The sequence below is a fragment of the Streptomyces californicus genome, from assembly GCF_000717645.1.
Classification (GTDB): Bacteria; Actinomycetota; Actinomycetes; order Streptomycetales; family Streptomycetaceae; genus Streptomyces; species Streptomyces californicus.
In genome coordinates this window covers 88,483-109,045 of sequence record NZ_JNZZ01000018.1, presented here as the reverse complement: position 1 = coordinate 109,045, position 20,563 = coordinate 88,483, and the positions used below count along the sequence as shown (strand labels likewise).

General features: G+C 73.6%; 22 protein-coding genes. 9 read left to right on the top strand and 13 right to left on the bottom strand.

Annotation, left to right across the window (positions count from 1 at the left end):
- The first annotated feature begins 73 nt into the window (after positions 1-73).
- On the top strand, positions 74-1,612 hold the full coding sequence (locus tag IF19_RS0123800; RefSeq protein ID WP_030196402.1) for a S8 family peptidase: 1,539 nt from the start codon (positions 74-76) through the stop codon (positions 1,610-1,612).
- An 86-nt stretch (positions 1,613-1,698) separates the two neighbouring features.
- Here IF19_RS0123800 and IF19_RS0123795 read toward each other — a convergent pair whose 3' ends face one another.
- Positions 1,699-2,412, bottom strand: coding sequence for a lysoplasmalogenase (locus IF19_RS0123795; RefSeq protein ID WP_030117423.1), 714 nt, complete (start codon positions 2,410-2,412; stop codon positions 1,699-1,701).
- Positions 2,409-3,458 carry a sterol desaturase family protein gene (locus tag IF19_RS0123790; RefSeq protein WP_030277482.1) on the bottom strand — a complete coding sequence of 350 codons (1,050 nt, stop codon included), beginning with the start codon at positions 3,456-3,458 and terminating at the stop codon, positions 2,409-2,411. The genes IF19_RS0123795 and IF19_RS0123790 overlap by 4 nt, the downstream gene beginning before the upstream one ends.
- A 310-nt stretch (positions 3,459-3,768) precedes the next feature.
- On the opposite strand from IF19_RS0123790, the gene IF19_RS0123785 reads away from it, so the two are divergent.
- The 5 genes from IF19_RS0123785 to IF19_RS0123765 all read left to right on the top strand — a co-directional run bounded on the left by IF19_RS0123785 (position 3,769) and on the right by IF19_RS0123765 (position 8,597).
- Complete coding sequence (locus IF19_RS0123785; RefSeq protein ID WP_030196390.1) at positions 3,769-4,782, top strand: DEDDh family exonuclease; 1,014 nt, start codon at positions 3,769-3,771, stop codon at positions 4,780-4,782.
- Between the two features lie 63 nt (positions 4,783-4,845).
- Positions 4,846-5,079: a hypothetical protein gene (locus tag IF19_RS0123780; protein WP_032748269.1), complete on the top strand. Its 234-nt coding sequence runs from the start codon at positions 4,846-4,848 to the stop codon at positions 5,077-5,079.
- A 78-nt stretch (positions 5,080-5,157) separates the two neighbouring features.
- Positions 5,158-5,970, top strand: coding sequence for an SURF1 family cytochrome oxidase biogenesis protein (locus IF19_RS0123775; protein ID WP_030117418.1), 813 nt, complete (start codon positions 5,158-5,160; stop codon positions 5,968-5,970).
- A gap of 58 nt (positions 5,971-6,028) precedes the next feature.
- The gene (locus IF19_RS0123770) at positions 6,029-7,837 is read left to right on the top strand and encodes a glycoside hydrolase family 15 protein (RefSeq protein WP_030117417.1); all 1,809 of its coding nucleotides are present in this window, start codon (positions 6,029-6,031) and stop codon (positions 7,835-7,837) included.
- 4 nt (positions 7,838-7,841) lie between these two features.
- Complete coding sequence (locus IF19_RS0123765) at positions 7,842-8,597, top strand: SDR family oxidoreductase (protein WP_030117416.1); 756 nt, start codon at positions 7,842-7,844, stop codon at positions 8,595-8,597.
- 144 nt (positions 8,598-8,741) lie between these two features.
- On the opposite strand, the gene amaP is transcribed toward IF19_RS0123765, so the two are convergent.
- Genes amaP through IF19_RS0123740 form a run of 5 tightly spaced genes read right to left on the bottom strand, consistent with a single transcriptional unit; the run spans position 8,742 to position 11,069 of the window.
- Positions 8,742-9,320 carry an alkaline shock response membrane anchor protein AmaP gene (amaP, locus tag IF19_RS0123760; RefSeq protein WP_030729704.1) on the bottom strand — a complete coding sequence of 193 codons (579 nt, stop codon included), beginning with the start codon at positions 9,318-9,320 and terminating at the stop codon, positions 8,742-8,744.
- Positions 9,321-9,325: 5 nt separating this feature from the next.
- A complete protein-coding gene (locus tag IF19_RS0123755) occupies positions 9,326-10,003 on the bottom strand; it encodes a DUF6286 domain-containing protein (protein ID WP_030117414.1) in 678 nt (225 codons plus the stop codon).
- On the bottom strand, positions 10,000-10,350 hold the full coding sequence (locus IF19_RS0123750; RefSeq protein WP_030117413.1) for an Asp23/Gls24 family envelope stress response protein: 351 nt from the start codon (positions 10,348-10,350) through the stop codon (positions 10,000-10,002). Before IF19_RS0123750 ends, IF19_RS0123755 begins: the two co-directional genes overlap by 4 nt.
- Positions 10,347-10,538, bottom strand: coding sequence for a hypothetical protein (locus IF19_RS0123745; protein ID WP_030117412.1), 192 nt, complete (start codon positions 10,536-10,538; stop codon positions 10,347-10,349). The genes IF19_RS0123750 and IF19_RS0123745 overlap by 4 nt, the downstream gene beginning before the upstream one ends.
- Positions 10,539-10,598: 60 nt before the next feature.
- Complete coding sequence (locus IF19_RS0123740) at positions 10,599-11,069, bottom strand: Asp23/Gls24 family envelope stress response protein (protein ID WP_030117411.1); 471 nt, start codon at positions 11,067-11,069, stop codon at positions 10,599-10,601.
- Between the two features lie 108 nt (positions 11,070-11,177).
- Here IF19_RS0123740 and IF19_RS0123735 point away from each other — a divergent pair, with 108 nt between their 5' ends.
- Positions 11,178-11,951 carry a hypothetical protein gene (locus IF19_RS0123735; protein WP_030277480.1) on the top strand — a complete coding sequence of 258 codons (774 nt, stop codon included), beginning with the start codon at positions 11,178-11,180 and terminating at the stop codon, positions 11,949-11,951.
- 239 nt (positions 11,952-12,190) lie between these two features.
- Here the strand turns inward: IF19_RS0123735 and IF19_RS0123730 are convergent, their stop codons facing one another.
- From IF19_RS0123730 to IF19_RS0123720, 3 genes are all read right to left on the bottom strand, one after another.
- Complete coding sequence (locus tag IF19_RS0123730; RefSeq protein ID WP_030117408.1) at positions 12,191-12,982, bottom strand: enoyl-CoA hydratase/isomerase family protein; 792 nt, start codon at positions 12,980-12,982, stop codon at positions 12,191-12,193.
- 135 nt (positions 12,983-13,117) lie between these two features.
- Positions 13,118-13,339, bottom strand: a complete 222-nt coding sequence (locus tag IF19_RS0123725) for a helix-turn-helix domain-containing protein (RefSeq protein WP_006123601.1) — start codon at positions 13,337-13,339, stop codon at positions 13,118-13,120.
- A 387-nt stretch (positions 13,340-13,726) separates the two neighbouring features.
- On the bottom strand, positions 13,727-15,325 hold the full coding sequence (locus tag IF19_RS0123720) for an ABC-F family ATP-binding cassette domain-containing protein (protein WP_030117407.1): 1,599 nt from the start codon (positions 15,323-15,325) through the stop codon (positions 13,727-13,729).
- Positions 15,326-15,527: 202 nt separating this feature from the next.
- Between IF19_RS0123720 and ypfJ the strand changes: the two genes are divergently transcribed.
- Positions 15,528-16,418, top strand: a complete 891-nt coding sequence (gene ypfJ, locus IF19_RS0123715) for a KPN_02809 family neutral zinc metallopeptidase (protein ID WP_030117406.1) — start codon at positions 15,528-15,530, stop codon at positions 16,416-16,418.
- Positions 16,419-16,535: 117 nt separating this feature from the next.
- Positions 16,536-16,949: a VOC family protein gene (locus IF19_RS0123710; RefSeq protein WP_030117405.1), complete on the top strand. Its 414-nt coding sequence runs from the start codon at positions 16,536-16,538 to the stop codon at positions 16,947-16,949.
- Positions 16,950-16,973: 24 nt separating this feature from the next.
- Here IF19_RS0123710 and IF19_RS0123705 read toward each other — a convergent pair whose 3' ends face one another.
- The 3 genes from IF19_RS0123705 to IF19_RS0123695 all read right to left on the bottom strand — a co-directional run bounded on the left by IF19_RS0123705 (position 16,974) and on the right by IF19_RS0123695 (position 20,479).
- Complete coding sequence (locus tag IF19_RS0123705) at positions 16,974-18,323, bottom strand: hypothetical protein (RefSeq protein ID WP_030117404.1); 1,350 nt, start codon at positions 18,321-18,323, stop codon at positions 16,974-16,976.
- 184 nt (positions 18,324-18,507) lie between these two features.
- On the bottom strand, positions 18,508-19,635 hold the full coding sequence (locus IF19_RS0123700) for an alpha/beta hydrolase family protein (RefSeq protein ID WP_030277478.1): 1,128 nt from the start codon (positions 19,633-19,635) through the stop codon (positions 18,508-18,510).
- A 178-nt stretch (positions 19,636-19,813) separates the two neighbouring features.
- Positions 19,814-20,479 carry a class II aldolase/adducin family protein gene (locus tag IF19_RS0123695; protein ID WP_030117402.1) on the bottom strand — a complete coding sequence of 222 codons (666 nt, stop codon included), beginning with the start codon at positions 20,477-20,479 and terminating at the stop codon, positions 19,814-19,816.
- Positions 20,480-20,563: the final 84 nt, after the last annotated feature.

Here is a 20,563-nt window from a genome sequence, read left to right as displayed (position 1 = left end):
AGCTTCACTCGTCATGTACGCGACCGAACACGCCAGGTGTCCGGTCGTTCGGCACGGATGATGTGGAGAACCCATGGCTCATCTGTCATCGAGACGGACCCGCGCACTCGCGGTTCCCGTCGGACTCGCGCTGACGGCCTCGCTCGGCTTCCTGCCGACGGCGACGGCCACGGCGGCGCCCACCGGCGAGCCGGCTTCCGCGAGCGTGCGGACCGACGGTCCGAAGCTGTCCTACGTGGTCAACACGCGGGGCGGCCACAGCACCGTCAAGGACGTCGAGAAGGCGATCGCCAAGGCCGGTGGCACAGTCGTCATCGCCTACGAGCAGATCGGCGTCATCGTCGTCCACTCGCAGAACCCGGCGTTCGGCGAAACGATCCGCCGCGTCCGCGGCGTGGAGTCGGCGGGCGCGACCCGGACGAACCCGATCGTGCCGCAGGCCACCAAGGACGTCGGCTCGATAGCGGAGCCGCTCACCGCCGAGCAGGCGGCGGCCGCCGCCGCGGACGCGAAGGCCGACGAGGACCCGCTGGAGCCGCTCCAGTGGTCGCTGCCCGCGATCAAGGCGGACCAGGCGCACAAGAAGTCGCTGGGGTCGAAGAAGGTGACGGTCGCCGTCATCGACACGGGCGTCGACGACACCCACCCGGACCTGGCCCCCAACTTCGACAGCCGCGCCTCGGCCAACTGCGTGTCGGGCGCTCCGGACACCACCGCCGGCTCCTGGCGCCCGGCGGCGGGCGAGAGCGACCACGGCACCCATGTGGCGGGCACCATCGCCGCCGCGAAGAACGGCGTCGGCGTCACCGGCGTCGCCCCGGGCGTCAAGGTGTCGGGCATCAAGGTGTCCAACCCGGACGGGTTCTTCTACACCGAGGCCGTCGTCTGCGGGTTCCTCTGGGCCGCCGAGCACGGCGTCGAGGTGACCAACAACAGCTACTACACCGACCCGTGGCTGTTCAACTGCAAGAACGACCCGGACCAGGGCGCGCTGGTCGACGCCCTCACCCGCGCCGTGAAGTACGCGGAGCGCAAGGGCACGGTCAACGTCGCGGCGGCGGGGAACTCCCGCCAGGACCTGGCGTCCGACGCGATCGAGGACACCACCAGCCCGAACGACTCCGAGACGGTCACGCGGACGGTCGACCCGAGCGCGTGCCCGGACATCCCGACCATGCTGCCGGGCGTCGTGACGGTCTCCGCCACGGGCGCGAAGGGCCTCAAGTCCTCGTACTCGAACTACGGCAGGGGCGTCATCGACGTGGCGGCCCCGGGCGGTGACTCGACGATCTACCAGACGCCCGAGCCGCCCGCCGTCAACGGCCTGATCCTCTCCACGCTGCCCGGCGGCAGGTACGGCTACAAGGCCGGTACGTCGATGGCGTCCCCGCACGTCGCGGGCGTCGTCGCGCTGATCAAGTCGAAGCACCCCTACGCCCCGCCGGCCGCGGTGAAGGCGCTGCTGACGGTGGAGGCGGACGCCAAGGCGTGCGGTGAGCCGTACGACATCAACGGGGACGGCGTCATCGACGCGGTCTGCGAGGGCGGCAAGAGCTACAACGGCTTCTACGGGGCCGGAGTGGTCGACGCGCTGGACGCGGTGCGCTGGTAACGGCACGTCACGGTACGGCCGAGGGGCCCGGGGAGATCACTCTCCCCGGGCCCCTCGGGCGTTCCCCGTACGGTCGCGGGGCGAGGTCAGACGGTCTCGGGGCCGGGACGCGGCGGAGGCGTCCGTCCGGCGCCGGTGAGCACCCCGTGGGCCAGCAGGGCCTGGGCGGCGATGTAGGTGAGCATCACCCAGAAGTCGGGGGCGGGCGCCTGCGGCCACTCGGCGATGCCGGTGGCGATGAGGGCGTCGGAGAGCAGGAAGAGCGCCCCGCCCGCCGCCGCGTACGCCCCGAACACGCCGGCCCGCCAGGCCACCGCGGTGAGCAGCAGGCTGTAGCCGGTGAGCGGGGCACGCAGGTCCGCCGGGAGGTCCGGCCAGATCAGCACCAGGAAGACGGCGAGGACGACGGCGTACCCGGCCCTCGTGGCGAGGGCCGCCGGGGCCCGGCCGCGGCCCTCGCCCCGCGCGAACAGCGTCAGGTAGCAGACGTGGCCGACGGCGAAGGAGCCCATGCCGACGAGGAAGGCCAGGTCGTCGTCGACGAGCAGGAACACATCGCCGCCCCACCCGAACAGCAGCGCCGCCACGAGCAGGCGCGGACCGCCGCGCAGAGCCGCGTACAGGGCGAGCAGCGGCATCAGCAGCGGCTTGGCGACCAGGTGGACGGTCCCGGCCCCGGCGAGCAGCCCGGCCAGGTCGGCGGCCGCGGCGAGCAGGAAGGCGAGGAGCGCGGGACGGGCGAAGCGTTCGGCGCGCCCGCCGGCCCGGGTGGGGCCGGGGCGCGCGGAGGTGGCGGTCACGGGGCGGGCTCCGGCGCGGGAGCCTTGGCCTGTACGGGTGCCGGTGCGGCTGGTACGGACGCCGGCGCGGGAGCCTTGGCCTGTACGGGTGCCGGTGCGGCTGGTACGGACGCCGGGGCGGGTGCCGCCGCGCCGGGCGTGACGGGCACCGCCGGGGCATGCGTCGCGGGCGCCGCCACGACCGGCGCGGCCGCCACCTTCGCGGCCGCCTTCGCCGCCGGCTGCCAGCCCGGCCCCCGGAAGACGCGTCCGGCCCGCTCGCTCCAGGTGTCGGCGGCGCGGATGTCCCGGGCGATGGCGGCGTACTCGTGGGTGGCGACGCGCAGCGGGTTGTAGGTGGAGATGTTCTTCGTGAGCCCGTAGACGGGCCGCTCGACCTCCGCCGCGAAGGACCCGAACATCCGGTCCCAGACGATCAGGATGCCGCCGTAGTTGCGGTCCAGGTAGCCGCCCTGCGAGGCGTGGTGGACGCGGTGGTGGGAAGGCGTGTTGAGGACGTACTCGAAGGGGCGCGGCAGCTTGCCGACCCGCTCGGTGTGCACCCAGAACTGGTAGACGAGGTTGGCCGACTGGCAGAACGCGAGCGCCGCCGGGTGCACGCCGCAGGCGATCAGCGGCAGGTAGAACGGCCAGACGGTCGCGGAGGTCCAGGGCTGGCGCAGCGCGGTGGTGAGGTTGAACTTCTCGCTGGAGTGGTGGACCACGTGGCAGGCCCACAGGATCCGGATCACGTGGTGGCCGCGGTGCGACCAGTAGTAGAAGAAGTCCTGGGCGAGGAGCATCAGCGGCACGGTCCACCACAGCACGGGCACCCGCAGGGGCGTCAGTTCGTAGACCGCCATGTAGATGGCCAGGATGGGGATCTTCCACAGCAGGTCGAACCCGAGGCTGCCGAGCCCCATGGTGACGCTGGTGGCGGCGTCCTTCGTCTCGTACCCGGCGGCGTCCTCGTCCGGATGGAGGCGGTAGCTGACCATCTCGATCACGGTGAGCAGCACGAAGGCCGGTATTGACCACAGCACGACATCGGGCAGGTTCGGCTCCATGCGAGCACCGTAGGGCCGTGGGTCGGTGAGGGCTAGGGGTTGTTACCGACAAGTATGCGAGACCTGCTGTCAGCAGTCTTTGGCACCTTCTGCCAACCGGTCGGACGGCGGGAGCTGCCGGACGGGCTCGCGGAAGGAGAGCAACGCGCCTTTCCCGTACGGGCGTTCTTCCTCCCGCCCCCTCCCCGGGCCGGACGCGGGCGTGGCCACGGCCCCGGTCCGTCCGCCTCCCCCGGCCCGTGGAGCCGGGCCGCGCGGCCCGGGCGCCGACCACCGAATAGGGCCCTGTCAGTCGCGGCCCGTATTCTCTGTGACCATGCTCGACGACCGCCAGACAGCCGCGCCGTGGCCGACCGCCTACCCCCAGGGGTACGCGGTCGTCGACGTGGAGACCACCGGGCTCGCCCGGGACGACCGGATCGTGTCCGCCGCCGTCTACCGGCTGGACGCCCTGGGTGACGTCGAGGACCACTGGTACACGCTGGTCAACCCGGAGCGCGATCCCGGGCCCGTCTGGATACACGGGCTGACGAGCGAGGTGCTGGAGGGCGCCCCGCTCTTCCCGGAGGTGGCCGCCGAGTTGTCGGAGCGGCTCGCCGACCGGGTGCTCGTCGCGCACAACGCGGCGTTCGACTGGTCGATGATCGCCCGGGAGTACGCGCGGGCCTCGGTCGTCGCCCCGGTCCAGCAGCGGCTGTGCACCATCGCGCTGGCCAAGGAGTTGCGGCTGCCGCTGCCCAACCACAAGCTGGCCTCCCTCGCCGCGCACTTCGGCGTCGTCCAGCAGCAGGCCCACCACGCACTCGACGACGCCCGGGTGCTGGCCGAGGCGTTCCGGCCGAGTCTGCACGCGGCGGCCCGGGGCGGCGTGCGGCTGCCGCTGCTGGAGTGCCGGCCGCTGACCGAGTGGTCCGACTCCCCCGTCACCCCGCGCGTGGGGTATCAGCCCTCGCGGCGGCCGAACACCTGGCGGCCCTCGCGCAAGCGGCCGGCCTGCCCGTATCCCAACCCGGGGCGGTACGAGAAGGAGAAGCCGCTGCGGCAGGGGATGCGCGTGGCGTTCTCCGGGGACACCTCCGTGGACCGGGAGCTGCTGGAGGACCGGGCCGTGGAGGCCGGCCTGCACGTGGCGACCAGCGTGTCCCGGCTGACCAGTCTGCTGGTGACCAACGACCCGGACGCGGCCACCTCCAAGACGCAGAAGGCGAAGGCGTTCGGGACGCCGATCCTGGAGGAGAGCGCCTTCACCCACCTGTTGCGCGACGTGGCCCCCGCCGAGGGCGCCGTGCTCCCCCGCCAGACGCCCCCGCCGTCATCGGAGTGAACCGGGCACGACTCGCCCCTCAGCCGCTCGCCCGCCGCCGCCGGGCGTCCCACCCTGTGGCGCATGGCACGTTGTGAGGTTTGCGGAAACGACTACGGCATGTCCTTCGAGGTCCACGCGCAGGGCGGGGTGCACGTCTTCGACTGCTTCGCCTGCGCCATCCACCGCATGGCGCCGATCTGCGAACACTGCCGGGTCCAGGTGATCGGGCAGGGCGTCGAGGCCGACGGGCAGTGGTACTGCGGCGCCCACTGCGCCCGCGCCGAGGGAAAGGCGGGCATCGTGGACAAAGTCTGACGCACCGCCGCATTGCCGGATGGCTCCGGCAGGCCCCCTGAGTGCCGCACCCCATGGCCCCGGCTGTACGGTCATGGGGTGTACCGCTTCCTGTTGACCCGGCAGTGGGTGATTCTCACCCTGCTCGGACTCGTGCTGATCCCGACGATGATCGAGCTGGGTTTCTGGCAGTTCCACCGGCACGAGCACCGGGTCGAGCAGAACGAGCTGATCTCGCGGAACCTCGACGCGCCGCCGGTCCCGGTCGCCGAGCTGACCTCTCCCGGGCACACCGTCCCCCGCTCGGACTACTGGCGGACGGTCACCGCGACGGGCACGTTCGACACCGAGCACGAGGTCGTCGTGCGCCGCCGGACCTCGGACGACGACCGCATCGGCGTGCACGTCCTGACCCCGCTGGACCTCAAGGACGGCGGCACGGTCCTGGTCAACCGGGGCTGGGTCCCGGCCGCGCCCAACCAGACCGCCTACCCCGACGTGCCGCCCGCGCCCCGGGGCGAGGTGACCGTCACCGGCCGGCTCAAGGCGGACGAGACGACGGGCAGCAGCGGCATCAAGGACCTGGCGGGGCTGCCGGACCGGCAGGTGATGCTGATCAACAGCGAGCAGCAGTCCCAGCTGCTGTCCCGGACGGTCCTCGGCGGATACGTCGAGCAGACCGAGCCCGCTCCCTCGGGCGACCTGCCCGAGCAGATCGCCCGCCCCGACGACAGCTCGATCGGCCCGCACATGGCCTACGCCGTGCAGTGGTGGCTGTTCGTCGCCGCCGTCCCGGCCGGCTGGATCATCCTCGTACGCCGCGAGAAGCGCGACCGCGAGCAGGCCGCCGCCGAGGCCACGGCGGCCGGGACCGCCGAGACCGCCGAGGAGCCCGCGCCGGCGAGCGCGTGAGGTCAGCGGCACACCATCGGGCTGGTTGACATCGGCCCGGTTCGGGAAAGCGCCTGGCGTGACCCCACGTATCGAGGACTACGCCCTGATCGGCGATCTCCAGACCGCCGCGCTCGTCGGCAGGAACGGTTCCGTCGACTGGCTCTGCCTGCCGCGCTTCGACTCCGGAGCCTGTTTCGCCGCCCTGCTCGGCACCGAGGAGAACGGCCACTGGCGCATCGCGCCCCAGGGGACGGGGCCGTCGGACGTCTGCACCCGGCGCGCGTACGTGAAGGACTCGCTGGTCCTGGAGACGTACTGGGAGACCCGGACCGGCACGGTGAAGGTCGTCGACTTCATGCCGCAGCGCGACAAGGCCCCCGATCTGATGCGGATCGTCGAGGGCGTCAGCGGCACCGTCGACATGAGCTCGGTGCTGCGGCTGCGCTTCGACTTCGGCTCGGTGGTGCCGTGGGTGCGCAAGTCGCACGGCCACCGGGTGGCGGTCGCCGGTCCCGATTCCGTGTGGCTGCGCAGCGAACCGCCGGTCAAGACGTGGGGCCAGCAGTTCAGCACCTGCTCCTCGTTCACCGTCTCCGAGGGCGAGAGCGTGGCGTTCGTGCTGACCTGGCACCCCTCGCACTCGCCGCGCCCGAAGCTGATCGACCCGCACAAGGCGCTCCAGCACACGCTGCACGACTGGGCGAAGTGGACGGACCGCTGCACCTACGACGGGCCCTACCGCGAGGCCGTGCTGCGTTCGCTGATCACGCTGAAGGCCCTGACGTACGCCCCGACCGGCGGGATCGTGGCGGCCCCGACGACCTCGCTGCCGGAGGAGATCGGCGGCGTACGGAACTGGGACTACCGCTTCTGCTGGCTGCGGGACGCCACCCTGACCCTCGGCGCGATGGTCTCCGCCGGCTATCTGGAGGAGGCGGAGGCGTGGCGGGACTGGCTGCTGCGGGCCGTCGCCGGGGACCCGGCGGACCTCCAGATCATGTACGGGCTGGCGGGCGAGCGCCGGCTGCCCGAGACGGAGCTGCCCTGGCTCGCCGGGTTCGAGCAGTCCCGCCCGGTCCGCACCGGCAACGCGGCCGTCCGCCAGCGCCAGCTCGACGTGTACGGCGAGGTCATCGACGCGCTCCGGCTCGCCCGCGTGGCCGGGCTCGACGACAAGTCGCACGCCTGGAACCTCCAGCTCAGCCTGCTCGGCTTCCTGGAGTCGAGCTGGCGCGAACCGGACGAGGGGCTCTGGGAGATCCGCGGCGCCCGGCGGCACTTCGTCCACTCCAAGGTGATGGCCTGGGTCGCCGCCGACCGGGCCGTGCGCACCCTGGAGGAGAACCCGGAACTGCCCGGCGACGCGGACCGCTGGCGGGCGATGCGGGACGCCGTGCACGCCGAGGTCTGCGAGAAGGGGTACGACCCCGAGCGGAACACCTTCACCCAGTCGTACGGGTCGCGGGAGCTGGACGCGGCGACGCTGCTCATCGTGCGGACCGGGTTCCTGCCGCCGGACGACCCGCGGGTGGTCGGCACGGTCGACGCGGTCCGCGCCGAGCTGGGCAGCGACGGCCTGGTCCGCCGCTACTCCACGGAGGGCGCCTCGGTGGACGGACTGCCGGGCGACGAGGGCGCGTTCATCGTCTGCTCGTTCTGGCTGGTCGACGCCCTGCACCGGACCGGCAGGACGGACGAGGCGCGGGAGCTGTTCGAGCACCTGCTGGAGCTGCGCAACGACCTGGGGCTGCTGGCCGAGGAGTACGACGTCCCGGCGGGCCGGCAGCTCGGCAACTTCCCCCAGGCGTTCAGCCACATCGGTCTGGTGAACTCCGCGGTCGACCTGGCAGGGGTCGACCCGGCCGGGAACGACCCGGCAGGATAGGGCCATGGATCTTGGACTGAAGGACCGCGTCTACGTCGTCACCGGAGCGTCCCGGGGCCTCGGCAACGCGACGGCCCGTGCGCTGGCCGCCGACGGCGCGAAACTGATCATCACCGGCCGCGACGAGAAGTCCGTGGTGGAGGCCGCGGCGGAACTGGGCCCGGACGTGGTCGGGGTCGCCGCCGACAACGCCGACCCGAGCGCCGCGCAGCGTCTGGTGGACACCGCGCGGGAACGTTTCGGGCGGTTCGACGGCGTGCTCGTCAGCGTCGGCGGGCCCGCCCCCGGCTTCCTCGCGGACAACACGGACGACCAGTGGCAGACGGCGTTCGAGACGGTGTTCCTCGGGGCGGTGCGACTGGCCCGGACGGCTGCGGCCGCGCTCGGCGAGGGCGGGGTGATCGGCTTCGTGCTCTCCGGGTCGGTCCACGAGCCGATCGCGGGGCTGACCATCTCCAACGGGCTGCGTCCCGGTCTCGCGGGCTTCGCCAAGTCGCTCGCCGACGAGCTGGGGCCGCGCGGCATCCGGGTGGTGGGCGTGCTGCCCGCCCGCATCGACACCGACCGGGTCCGTGAGCTGGACGCCCTGTCCGGCGACGCGGAGGCCGCCCGTACCGCGAACGAGGCGCGGATTCCGCTGCGGCGCTACGGGACGCCCGAGGAGTTCGGGAAGACCGCGGCCTTCCTGCTCTCCCCCGCCGCCTCGTACCTCACGGGCATCATGGTCCCGGTCGACGGCGGGGCCCGGCACGGCTTCTGAGCGGCCGGACGCGTTCCCGGGCTGCCCGAGGGTGTGCCGCGCCGGTTCCCGTACGGACCGGCGCGGCGCATCCGGCGCCCCGTCCGCCGCGCGGACGGGGCGGGGCCGTCAGGACACCCGTGCCGCGCGGACGAGGCAGGTGCGTCAGGACACCCGTGCCGCGCGGTGCTTGACGGCCTTGAGCCGTACCTCGGCGGGGAGTTCGGACAGGCCGGCCGATTCCCTGGCGTGCCGCAGCGCTCCGTCCGCGACCGCGTTCAGGGTGTCCCGGGGCGCGGCGTGCGGTTCCGTCAGCAGCCGGACGCGGGCCCGGGGCGCGGTGCGTCGGCCGGTCAGCATCGTCCGGGCGCGGGCCACGCCGTCCAGTTCGCCGGACTCGTCGGAGACGGCGTCCTCCAGGGCGCGCCCCCGCAGCCGGGCCCCCTCGCCGTCGCCGCTGTCCACCAGCACCTCCGCGAGCCGGCCGCGGCGGAACTGGGCCAGGAACCACCACAGGGCGAGGACCACGAGGACGGCGAGGATCGCGATCACGGTCGGCCACCACCAGCCCTCGTCGCGCCAGCGTTGGCGGGCGGCCGTGCTGAGGAGCACGTCGCCCTTGCCGTCCCAGGGCCACCAGCCGGGCACGGACGCGCCGAGGCCCGCGGCGAGCACGGCCCCGCCGACCACGACCAGCACCAGCCCGGCCAGGGCCAGCAGGACCCGGTTGACGGTGGAGCGCATGCGGCTCATCCCTTCTTCGGCGGTCGGTGCACATGGACGGAGAGGGCGGGGGCCCTGGCCAGGCCCAGTTCCCGTACGGCCTTCTCCAGGACGGAGTTCAGGTCCTCGCGTACGTCGTCGAGTTCCCGGAAGTGCGAGAGGGCGCGCACCTTCGCCTTCCGGCGCCCCACCCCGACTCGGACGGACTGCACCCCGGGCACCTCCACGGCCCGGTCCCGCAGGACCAGGGCGGCGGCGGTGCGGTCGAGCCCGGCGCGGACGCCCGCGCGGTCGCGGCGCATCGGCAGCAGGGCGCGCAGTCCGGGGGTGAGGGCCAGCAGGAGCAGCCAGAGGCCGATCGCCGCGGCGATCCCCGCCCCGACCAGCACCGCGACGTCGTCGAGGTGCCGTTCGGCGAGGCCGTCCGCGAGGGAGCGCCGCCACCGCATGGCGGGGTGGTCGGCCCGGACGGCTGCGATGTCGTAGAGCAGCAGCCCGGCCGCGCCCAGGAGTACGAGGGCCAGCAGGGCGGCCGGGACGCGGCGTGCGGACCAGAAGCGGCCGGCCCGGCCTCCGTCGCCCTGTTCGAGGGTCGGGACCGGATCGCGGTCGCCGCCGGGCGCGGTCGCGGTCGGGTCGTCCTCGCGCTGCTCGGCGGTGGGCGTCCGCCGGGTGGAGCCGGTCGGCTCGGCGGGCTCGGTCATCGGATCCTCCCCTGTGCGGCGCCCGTTCCGGTCGGGTGCAGCCGTTCGACCTGCACGGCCACTTCGGGCACCTCCATGCCGGCGAGCGTCCGCACCCGGTGGGCGACGCGGCGGCGGACGGCGCCGCACTGGCTGCCGACGTCGCTGGGGTAGCCGAGTTCCAGACTGATCCGGACCCGGGCGGCGTCCCGGTGAACGGTGACCGTCGCGCGTGGCGAGGACCCGTCCGCCGGGGGGTCGTCGACGGCCTCCTTCGCCGCCTGGGCGGCGATCTTGGCGACGACGCGGTCGGCGATCCGGGTCTCGCCCCGCTCGGCGGCGGCGACCCGGCCGGTCACCGCCGTCACCGTCGCCGGTCGGCGCGCTCGCGACTCCGGAAGAAGTCGCCGGGCTCCAGGTCACCGTCCAGGAAGCGACCGGCGACGAAGCCGACCGCACCCAGGGCGGCTACCAGTACGAAGGCTCCGAATCCGCCGAAATATCCGGCGAATCCGAGCGCCATGCCGGCCAGCAGACCGGCGACAGCCATGCTCATCGTGTCTCTCTCCTCGATTGCCGTGCGCCTCGGCCGCCGTGCGACGGAGATGCGGAAGGACTACTGGACGCGCTGTTCGGACTGGTCATCGTCGTCGTCCTCGTCGGGCAGCTTGACGTCGCTGACCGCGATGTTGACCTCGACGACTTCGAGGCCGGTCATGCGCTCCACGGCGGCCACGACGTTCTCACGGACGTCGCGGGCCACCTCGGAGATGGCCACGCCGTACTCGACGACGATCTCCAGGTCGAGGGCGGCCTGGGACTCGCCGACCTCCGCCTTCACCCCGCGGGTGACGGACTTCCCGCCGCCGGGGACCTTGTCGCGGACCGCGCCGAACGTCCGCGAGAGGCCGCTGCCCATCGCGTGGACACCGGAGACGTCGCGGGCCGCCATGCCGGCGATCTTCTCGACGACGCCGTCGGCGATGGTCGTGCGGCCCCGGGTGCCCGGGTCGCCGCCGCCGCGCTTGCCGAGGGCCTTGCCGCCCGAGCCGCTGTCGGGGTTGGTGCGCTGGGAGCTTTCAGTCATCGCCGCTCTTCCCTTCGGGACATTCGGGATCATCGGGACAGGGGACTTCGTTGCCCACGTTAAGTGCGCTTTCGCGATCTCGCGCCGTGGATACGGCAGGCTGGGGCGATGACTACGGCGCGGGGCCCGGAGAGGGCCGACGGATGGACCGCTGCGGTACGGGAACGGCTCGGCCTGGGCAGACTGCTGCCCCTGGGCGCTCCGGCGGAGGGGTCCTGGATCGCGGAGACGGCTGCCGCATCGGTGCTGCGCGGGGCGGCGGCCCACCCCGGAACGGTGCTGGGGAAGCTGCGGATCGGTCCGGCGGAGGAGGCGATGGCGGGCGGCGCGCCGCCCGCGTCCCCGCCCGGCGCCCCGGCGGCCGCACCGGCTCCGCCGGGCGCGCTGCCGCCGGTGCCGCTGCGGATCGAGGCGGAGTTCTCGGCCGCGCTGGACCGGCCGCTGCCCGACGTGGCGGCGGCCCTGCGCACGGCGCTCCTCACCGCCGCCGCGGCCCGGCTGGGGCTGGAGATCACCGAGGTGGACCTGACGGTGACGGCATTGCTGACGGACGGTGCGCCCGATCAGGTGACGGGGCGGGCCGGGCCGGCGGTCCCGGTCGCGGAGGCGGACGGTCCGGTGGCGTTGGCGGCCGCCGGGGTGCCGGGCGTCGTCTCGCTCACCCGGGTCCTGGGCGCGCCCGTGCACACGGCCGCGGACCACGTACGGGTCGAGGTGGCGACGGACGGGAACCGCGGCGCGCGGGAGGTCGCCCGGTCGGTGCACTCGGCGGTGACCGCCGCCCTGGACCGGCGACTGCCGGTGTCGGTGCTGGTCACGGACGTGGTGGGGCCACCGGGGGACGCCGGCACCAGCGGCGACCGGGACGGCCGCCGCGGCTGAGACGCGTCGGCCAGCGGTGCGCGCGGGGCGGGCGGTACGGATGCCGGGTTCAGCGGCACGCACCAGGTCGGCGGCACGTACTCCGGGTTCAGCGGTACGTACGCCGGGTTCAGCGGCACGCGCGGGGTCGACGGCACGTACGCCAGGCTCAGCGGTACGCCCGCGCTACCGGCCGCCGGACCGTGCGTCCGGCGGCCGGGGCGGAGGATCGTCCGGCGCCGAACGGCCGGACGACCGCGCTAGTCGGTGATGCCCGCCAGATCGCGCAGGCGGCGGCCCTGGGCGGCCCGCTCCGCGACGCGCTGCTGCTCGTAGTCGCGCGAGAGCGCCCCGGCCAGCAGGGCCTTCGTCTCGACGACGGCGTCGCGGGGGGCCGCCACCAGCGCGGCGGCCAGGTCGCGGGCCGCCGCGTCGAGCTGGTCGCCGGCCACGACGAGGTTGGCGAGACCGGTGCGCTCGGCCTCCTCCGCGTGCACGAAGCGGCCGGTGGCGCAGATCTCCAGCGCGCGGGCGTACCCCACGAGATGCACCAGGGGGTGGGTGCCCGTGAGGTCGGGAACGAGGCCGAGGCTGGTCTCGCGCATGGCGAACTGCACGTCCTCGGCGACGATGCGCAGGTCACAGGCGAGGGCGAGCTGGAAGCCGGCGCCGATGGCATGGCCCTGGACCGTCGCGATCGACACCAGGTCGTTGCGGCGCCACCAGGTGAACGCCTCCTGGTACTCGGCGATGGTGGCGTCCAGGTCGGCCTCGGGGCCGCGCGCCATGTCGAGGAACGACGGCTCGCCGTCGAAGCCCTCGGGCGTGAACGCCTGCCGGTCGAGGCCGGCGGAGAAGGACTTGCCCTCGCCGCGCAGCACCACGACCCGCACCGTGCCGGGCAGCGCCCGTCCGGCTTCCGTCAACGCCCGCCACAGAGCGGGAGACTGGGCGTTGCGCTTGGCCGGGTTGGTGAGCGTCACCGTGGCGACGGCGTCGTCGACGGTGAGCCGTACGCCGTCCTTGTCGAGCACAGTGTCGAGCGAGGTCATGGGGCGCCTCCGGATGGGGTGCGGTCAGCACGAAGGATCTAAGTGACTGAACAGTAACCACCCGGTCGACCGTGCGGCCGACCGGGTGGCCACCCCGAATTCCGTTGGGCCCGAAGACGTCGGAGACCCGTGGCCTCAGGCCGAAGCGGCCTTCTTGCCCCGTGTCGCGCCGCCGCGTCCTCGCAGCGTGACTCCGGACTCGCTGAGCATCCGGTGGACGAACCCGTAGGACCGGCCGGTTTCCTCGGCCAGCGCCCTGATGCTCGCACCGGAGTCGTACTTCTTCTTCAGGTCTGCCGCGAGCTTGTCACGCGCGGCGCCGGTCACCCGGCTGCCCTTCTTCAGAGTCTCGGCCACCCGTGCCTCCTCATGGGAAGTGCGCTCTGGACTCTCATGATCACCCCTCCCGCGCTTCCTGGCCACCCATTCGGCAAGGTCGGTGCGCGCGGTTTCCCGGACGGGAAGGGCGTCGACACGATCGGAATCCCCGATTCCAGAGGGCCCGCACGAAGGTACGGCCCTGCCTCGCCGGAGAACCGGCAGGTCAGGGCCGTACGGGGAAAAGCCGTCCCGGAGGGGGCGCGCGGCGGGTGAGCGCCGGGCGCACCACCGGAGTACGAGAGGTTCTCACGCAGATGACGGACCACTCGTAGGCCGAATGATCCATCTCCGGAGATCGGACGCTCCGTCCGGGCGGTCAGACCGGCCCGCGCCCCGGGGCGGGGGGCGGTCGGTTTCCGTGGATCAGGCCAGGGCGACGAGGTCGCGGTAGTCCGCTCCCCAGAGGTCCTCGACGCCGTCCGGGAGCAGGATGATCCGCTCCGGCTGGAGCGCCTCGACCGCGCCCTCGTCGTGGGTGACGAGGACGACCGCGCCCTTGTAGGTGCGCAGCGCGCCGAGGATCTCCTCGCGGCTGGCGGGGTCGAGGTTGTTCGTCGGCTCGTCGAGGAGGAGCACGTTGGCGGAGGAGACGACCAGGGTCGCGAGGGCGAGCCGGGTCTTCTCGCCGCCGGAGAGCACGCCCGCGGGCTTGTCGACGTCGTCGCCGGAGAAGAGGAAGGAGCCGAGCGTCTTGCGGACCTCGACGAGGTCGAGGTCGGGGGCTGCGGAGCGCATGTTCTCCAGGACCGTGCGCTCCGGGTCGAGGGTCTCGTGCTCCTGGGCGTAGTAGCCGAGCTTGAGGCCGTGGCCCTGGATGATCTCGCCGGTGTCGGGCTTCTCCGCGCCGCCGAGCAGACGCAGCAGCGTGGTCTTGCCGGCGCCGTTGAGGCCGAGGATGACGACGCGGGAGCCCTTGTCGATGGCGAGGTCGACGTCGGTGAAGATCTCCAGCGAGCCGTAGGACTTGGAGAGCCCCTCCGCCATCAGCGGGGTCTTGCCGCAGGGCGCGGGCTCGGGGAAGCGGAGCTTGGCGACCTTGTCGGAGACCCGGACGGCCTCCAGTCCGGCCAGCAGCCGGTCGGCCCGCTTGGCCATGTTCTGCGCGGCGACGGTCTTGGTGGCCTTGGCGCGCATCTTGTCGGCCTGCGAGTTGAGGGCGGCGGCCTTCTTCTCGGCGTTCTGGCGCTCGCGCTTGCGGCGCTTCTCGTCGGCCTCGCGCTGCTGCTGGTAGAGCTTCCAGCCCATGTTGTAGATGTCGATCTGGGAGCGGTTGGCGTCGAGGTAGAAGACCTTGTTGACGACCGTCTCGACCAGGTCGACGTCGTGGGAGATCACGACGAAGCCGCCCCGGTAGGACTTGAGGTAGTCGCGCAGCCAGACGATGGAGTCGGCGTCGAGGTGGTTGGTCGGCTCGTCGAGGAGGAGGGTGTCGGCGTCCGAGAAGAGGATGCGGGCCAGCTCGACGCGGCGGCGCTGACCACCGGAGAGGGTGTGCAGGGGCTGTCCGAGGACCCGGTCGGGGAGGTTGAGCGCGGCGGCGATGGTGGCGGCCTCGGCCTCGGCGGCGTATCCGCCCTTGGTGAGGAACTCGGTCTCCAGGCGCTCGTACTTCTTCATCGCCTTCTCGCGGGTGGCGCCCTTGCCGTTCGCCATCCGGTCCTCGTTCTCGTGCATCTTGCGCAGGATCTCGTCGAGACCGCGGGCGGAGAGGATGCGGTCCCGGGCGAGGACGTCGAGGTCGCCGGTGCGCGGGTCCTGCGGGAGGTAGCCCACCTCGCCGGACTTGGTAATGGTTCCGGCGGCGGGGGCGCCCTCGCCCGCGAGGCACTTGGTGAGGGTGGTCTTGCCCGCTCCGTTGCGGCCGACGAGGCCGATGCGGTCGCCCTTGGCGATACGGAAGGAGGCGGACTCGATGAGGATGCGGGCGCCGGCGCGCAGCTCGATGCCGGAAGCGGTGATCACGGAAAAACTCCAGGGCAGTATGGACGGCGGAGGGACGAGGGCGGAGGTCTCTCGACGCCGCTAATGCACAAGGAGAAAGGCCATACGGCCCATTCTACTGGCGGCGCGCAACTGCTTTTCCGCGTGCCCGGAGGGACGAACCGTCCGATACTCGGCGCAGGGCGGCACGCCGTCGCCCGCCCGAGCCCGAGGGTGGTGCGACGTGCAGTTCGACGACGACGCCGATCTGGACACCTCCGAGGTCCAGGACGTGCGCGGCAGCCGGATCCCGGGCGGGCGGGCCACCGTGGGCGGCGGGATCGCCGGGGTGATCGCCCTGGTCCTGGGCCTGCTCTTCGGTGTCGGCCCCGACCAGCTCGGCCTCACCTCGGACGGGCCGGACCCGGCGGCGACGGCCTCCTCGGCGGGGCAGGTGCAGGAGAGCTGTCTGAAGGGGCAGGACGCGAACAGCCGGGAGGACTGCCGGACGGTGGCCGTCGTCAACAGCGTGCAGGACTTCTGGCGGCAGGAGTTCCGGCGGCGGAGCGCGAAGTACGAGGGGGCGCGGACGGTCCTGTTCAGCGGGCGGGTGGGCACGGCCTGCGGGTCGGCGACCTCGGCGGTCGGGCCGTTCTACTGCCCCGGAGACCGCCGGGTCTATCTGGACCTCGGGTTCTTCGACGACCTGCGGACGAAGTTCGGCTCCAGCGGCGGCCCGTTCGCGCAGGCGTACGTGGTGGCGCACGAGTACGGCCACCACGTCCAGAACCTGATGGGCACGCTCGCCCGGTCACAGGACGGGCGGCAGGGCGAGGACAGCAACGCGGTGAAGGTGGAGCTGCAGGCCGACTGCTACGCCGGGGTCTGGGCGCACCACGCGACGACGACGCCGGACGAGTCGACGGGCCGGCCGCTGATCACGGAGCTGACCCGGGCGGACATCAGGGACGGCCTGGACGCGGCGGCGGCGGTCGGCGACGACCGGATCCAGGAGCGGTACCAGGGCCGGGTCACGCCGGAGTCCTGGACGCACGGCTCGGCGGCGCAGCGGCAGCGGTGGTTCTCCACCGGGTTCCGTACGGGCGACATGGCGCGGTGCGACACCTTCGGCTGACCGGGCGCGCCCGCCGCCCTGCTTCTGCCGGCTCTTGCCGCTGCCGTTGTCAGTGGCCGGTGGAAGACTGAGACGCAGGTCACATCATGACGGCGGTCGACGGGAGAGGTGAGTGCGATGGCGGGCGCGGAGAACCCGGTTGCGACGGTCTGCCCGACGCTTCTGTACGAGGACGCGCGGGCGGCCATCAGGACGCTGACGGAAGGTCTCGGCTTCACCGAGGAGGCGGTCTACACGGGCGAGGACGGCAGCGTTCTGCACGCCGAGCTGTCCCAGGGCAACGGCAGGGTGATGCTCGGGTCCAAGGGGCGCGAGGGCGTGTTCGCGCGGGCGATGGCCGGCGCCGGCCCGGCGGGGGTGTACGTGGTGGTGGACGAGGTGGACGAGCACTGCGCCCGCGCCAGGGCGTTCGGCGTGGAGATCCTCATGGACCCCACCGACCAGGACTACGGCTCCCGGGACTACATGGCGCGGGACGCCGAGGGCAACGTGTGGAGCTTCGGGACGTACGCCCCGGGGTCCGCCGGTTGAGCGGAGGCCCCGGGAGCGTACGGCTCAGGCTCCCCCGGTGTGGACCTGGAAGGCGGCCCGGCGGACCGCCTTGGCGAGGGCCGGGTCCGGGTGGGCCGCGGCGAGGGCCACCAGCACCTGGACGGTGCGGGGGTGGCCGACGGCCCTGACCTCGTCGAGGAGCGCGGGGACGGTGCCCTGCACGGCGGTGTCGAGATGGCGCACGAGCAGCCCGGTCTCGCCGTGGTCGGCGACGGCGGCGGCGGTGTCGACCCAGAGCCAGGTGGCCTCCTCGCGGCTGAGGACGTCCTGGGCGTCGTCGGGGTCGTTGCCCTCGTACTCGGCGAGCCAGAGGAGCGCGTAGGGGCGCAGCGAGGGTTCGGCGAGGACGGCGCGGACCTCGGGTTCGGCGGGGGCGCCGACGACGCGCAGCGCCTCGAAGGCCAGTCCGCGCAGCAGGGCGTCCTGGCCCCGGGCGACGGTGAGCAGTTCGGCGACGGCGCTGCCGACCGTGCGGGCGGCGAGCCAGGCGCGGTATTCGTCGCGGGCCGGGCCGGGGGTGAGGCGGGCGCAGCCGAGGAGCATGTCGGCGGCGGACTGCTCGATGTTGCCGGCCGGGCTCTGGGCGGCGACGCAGATCTGTTCCAGCTTGACCCAGACCGCCCAGTTGCCGAGGGGGGTGAGGGTGGCGTGGCCGTGGCCGAGGGTGAGCGCCCCGACGGCGGCGAGGCCCTCCAGGGCCCAGTCGAGCAGCAGGGCGTTGAGGTCGGCGTCGGTGCCGCCGGTCGTTGCGGCGGGGTCGGGCCGGTCGGCGGTCGTCCCCGCCGCGGTCGTGGCGGTGGCGGGTCTGCCGGGCCCCAGGGGGACTTCGCAGCGCTCCTCGTGGAGTTCCGCGACGCGCTGGCCGAGGAGGTCCAGCAGCGCGGGGACGGTGACGGGGCCCGCGGAGAGCTGGAGGAGCGAGAGCACCTGGGGCACGGCCTCGACGGCTTCGGCGACCGCGCCCGCCTCGATGCCGGCGGGGGCGGCGTGGACGAGCGACCAGGCGTCGAAGAGCGCCACCCAGCCGCGCAGGACGGCGGAGTCGTCGCGGTCCCAGGCGCGCAGCCGCCAGCCGGGGCGCGCGGTGTCGCCGTGCAGTTCGATCAGTCCGGCCAGCCGGGCCCGGTCCCAGCCCGCCCGGACCTGGGCCGGGGAGAGCTCCAGGGCGGTGGCCGCCCGTTCGAGGGCGTGGGCCGCGAGCGGGGCGGTGGTGCCCGGGCCGGGGGCGCCGGCCGCCCAGTGGGCGATGCGTACGGCGTCGGCGAGGACCGTCCTGGCCTGGCGGGCCAGTTCCGCCCGGGGCGGGGTGCCCTCGGGGGGCCGGGGCGCCGGCCTGGTACGCCGGGTGGTCACCGCTTTGCGGGCGGTGGCGAGGGGTCGCGGGCGGACAAGTCGCAGCCTGGAGTCGCGCGGAGTACGGGACGTCACGGGAGCAGTCTTGCCCCTGACGGCCCGAAAGCCCAAACGGAAGGCGTTTCGCCGGTACGGGAAAGGTTCCCGCGACGCGACGACAAGGGGGAGAGTTCACCCCATCGGCTCACATCAGGGGTGTGAGGAAGCGCCGCAGGGTCTCCTCGTAGCGGGCCGGGTCCGCGTTCCACATCGATGCGTGCGGAGCCTGCGGCACGGCGTGGAGGGCGACCAGTTCCGGCCTGCGGGCGGCGAGTTCGCGGGAGGGCTCCCAGGGGGCGATCGTGTCGTCGGGCCCGTGCAGGATCAGAGTCGGGGTGTCCAGGGTGACCGGTGCGGAGGTCTCCAGCACCGGTGCGGCTTTCAGGCCGGTCCGGCCCTGGGCGGCGCGGACGGCGAGCGGCAGCAGGGCGGCCGGTACGCCCCGGGCGGCGCCCAGGGCGCGCAGGGTGGCCTGCCAGTCCAGTACCGGGGAGTCGAGGACGATGCCGCTGATCCGGTCGCGGAGCGGGGACTCGACGGCGGCGTACAGGGCCATGGTGGCTCCGGTGGACCAGCCGTGGACGATCACGTTCCGGGCGCCGTGGCGCAGGGCGAAGCGGATGGCTGCGTCGACGTCGCGCCATTCGGAGGCGCCGAAGTGGCCGACGCCGTCGGCGGGGCGCGGGGCTCCCGCGTCGCCCCGGTAGGCGAGGTCGAGGACGGGGAGGCTCTGCCGGTGCAGGAACGGCATCACGTTCATGGGGTGCGCCCGGGTGGTGCCGAGGCCGTGCACGGCGATCACCCAGGTGTCGCGCCCGCCGGGGACGTACCAGGCGGGCAGGGGCCCCAGTTCGCCGGGGATCTCGACGTCCTGGTGGTCCAGGGCGAGGTCGGCGCGCGGGTCGCCGCCGTACAGCTCGGGGGTGAGCCGGACCTTCGCGCCCGGTTCGAGGAGTCCCTGGCCGACGCTCTCCAGCCTGCGCACGACGGTGTCGGCGGCCGGGGAGGCGCCCTCGATCACCGGTCCGACGACCGCGTGGACGCCGGGGCCCGCGAGGCCCCAGGTGCCGGGGCGGAGCGCCGAGAAGGACCGGGTCAGAGTGGTCCGGCCGGCCGCCGTGGCGTGCACGGTGAGCCGCCGGTCGGCGGGGAGGGGGCGGCCGGGCGTCGACCTGAGGGCGACGTCGCCCGCGTACCGGCCGGCCGCGACCGCTGCCGCGCCGACGCCGAGGACTGTGGTGACGGCCGTTGCCGTCGCGGTTACCGGGCGCACCGCTCCAGTGTCGTCGGGCGGACGGCGCACGGCCAGTGGACACGGCCGTACGGGTCGTGCGCGGGTCCCGGCCAGGCGTACGCCCCGGAACCGCCGCGCGCCCCGCAGTCCCGTACGCCCCGGAACCGCCGCGCGCCCCCGAGTGCCCGACGCGCACCGGAGCCGCCCCCGGCGCGGGTCAGCCGGACTGGCCGTACCCCTTGAGCGCCTGTGTCACCTCGGCCAGCTGCCCCTCGTCGAGCAGCGCCGGGGTGCGGCCGGGGACCGAGCTGGCCGTGAGCCAGAGCCGGCAGAGCCACTCCAGCTGCGCGGTCCGCTCGTACGCCTGGTCGAGGGTGTCGCCGTAGGTGACGGTGCCGTGGTTGGCCAGCAGGCAGCCGGTGCGGTCCCGGAGGGCTTCGAGCATGGCCTCGGCCAACTCCGGAGTGCCGTACCGGGCGTAGGCGGCGGTGCGGACGGGGCCGCCGAGGAGGGCGGCCGCGTAGTGGACGAGCGGCACCTCGGTGACGAGGGTGGAGACGGCGGTGGCGTGCACGGCGTGGGTGTGCACCACGGCGGCGGCGCCGGTGGAGCGGTAGACCGCGAGGTGGAGGGGGAGTTCGCTGGTCGGTTTCAGCACCCCGAGGACCTGGCGCCCCGCCAGGTCGACGCCGACCGCGTCCTCGGGTCCGAGCCGGTCGTACGGCACCCCGCTGGGGGTCACCAGGACCAGTTCGCCGACGCGGGCGGACACGTTGCCCGAGGTGCCGACGACCAGGCCATCCGCCGCGCTGCGTCGCGCCGTCCCGACGAGGTCGCGCCATGCCTGGTCCACGTCCACGGATTCCGGGTGCTGGTGAGTCATGGAGCGAGCCTAGAAGGCAACCCGCGCAACCGGAACGTCACGCGGGACGTGACGGGGATCTCCATCGGGTGCCGAACGGCCGTC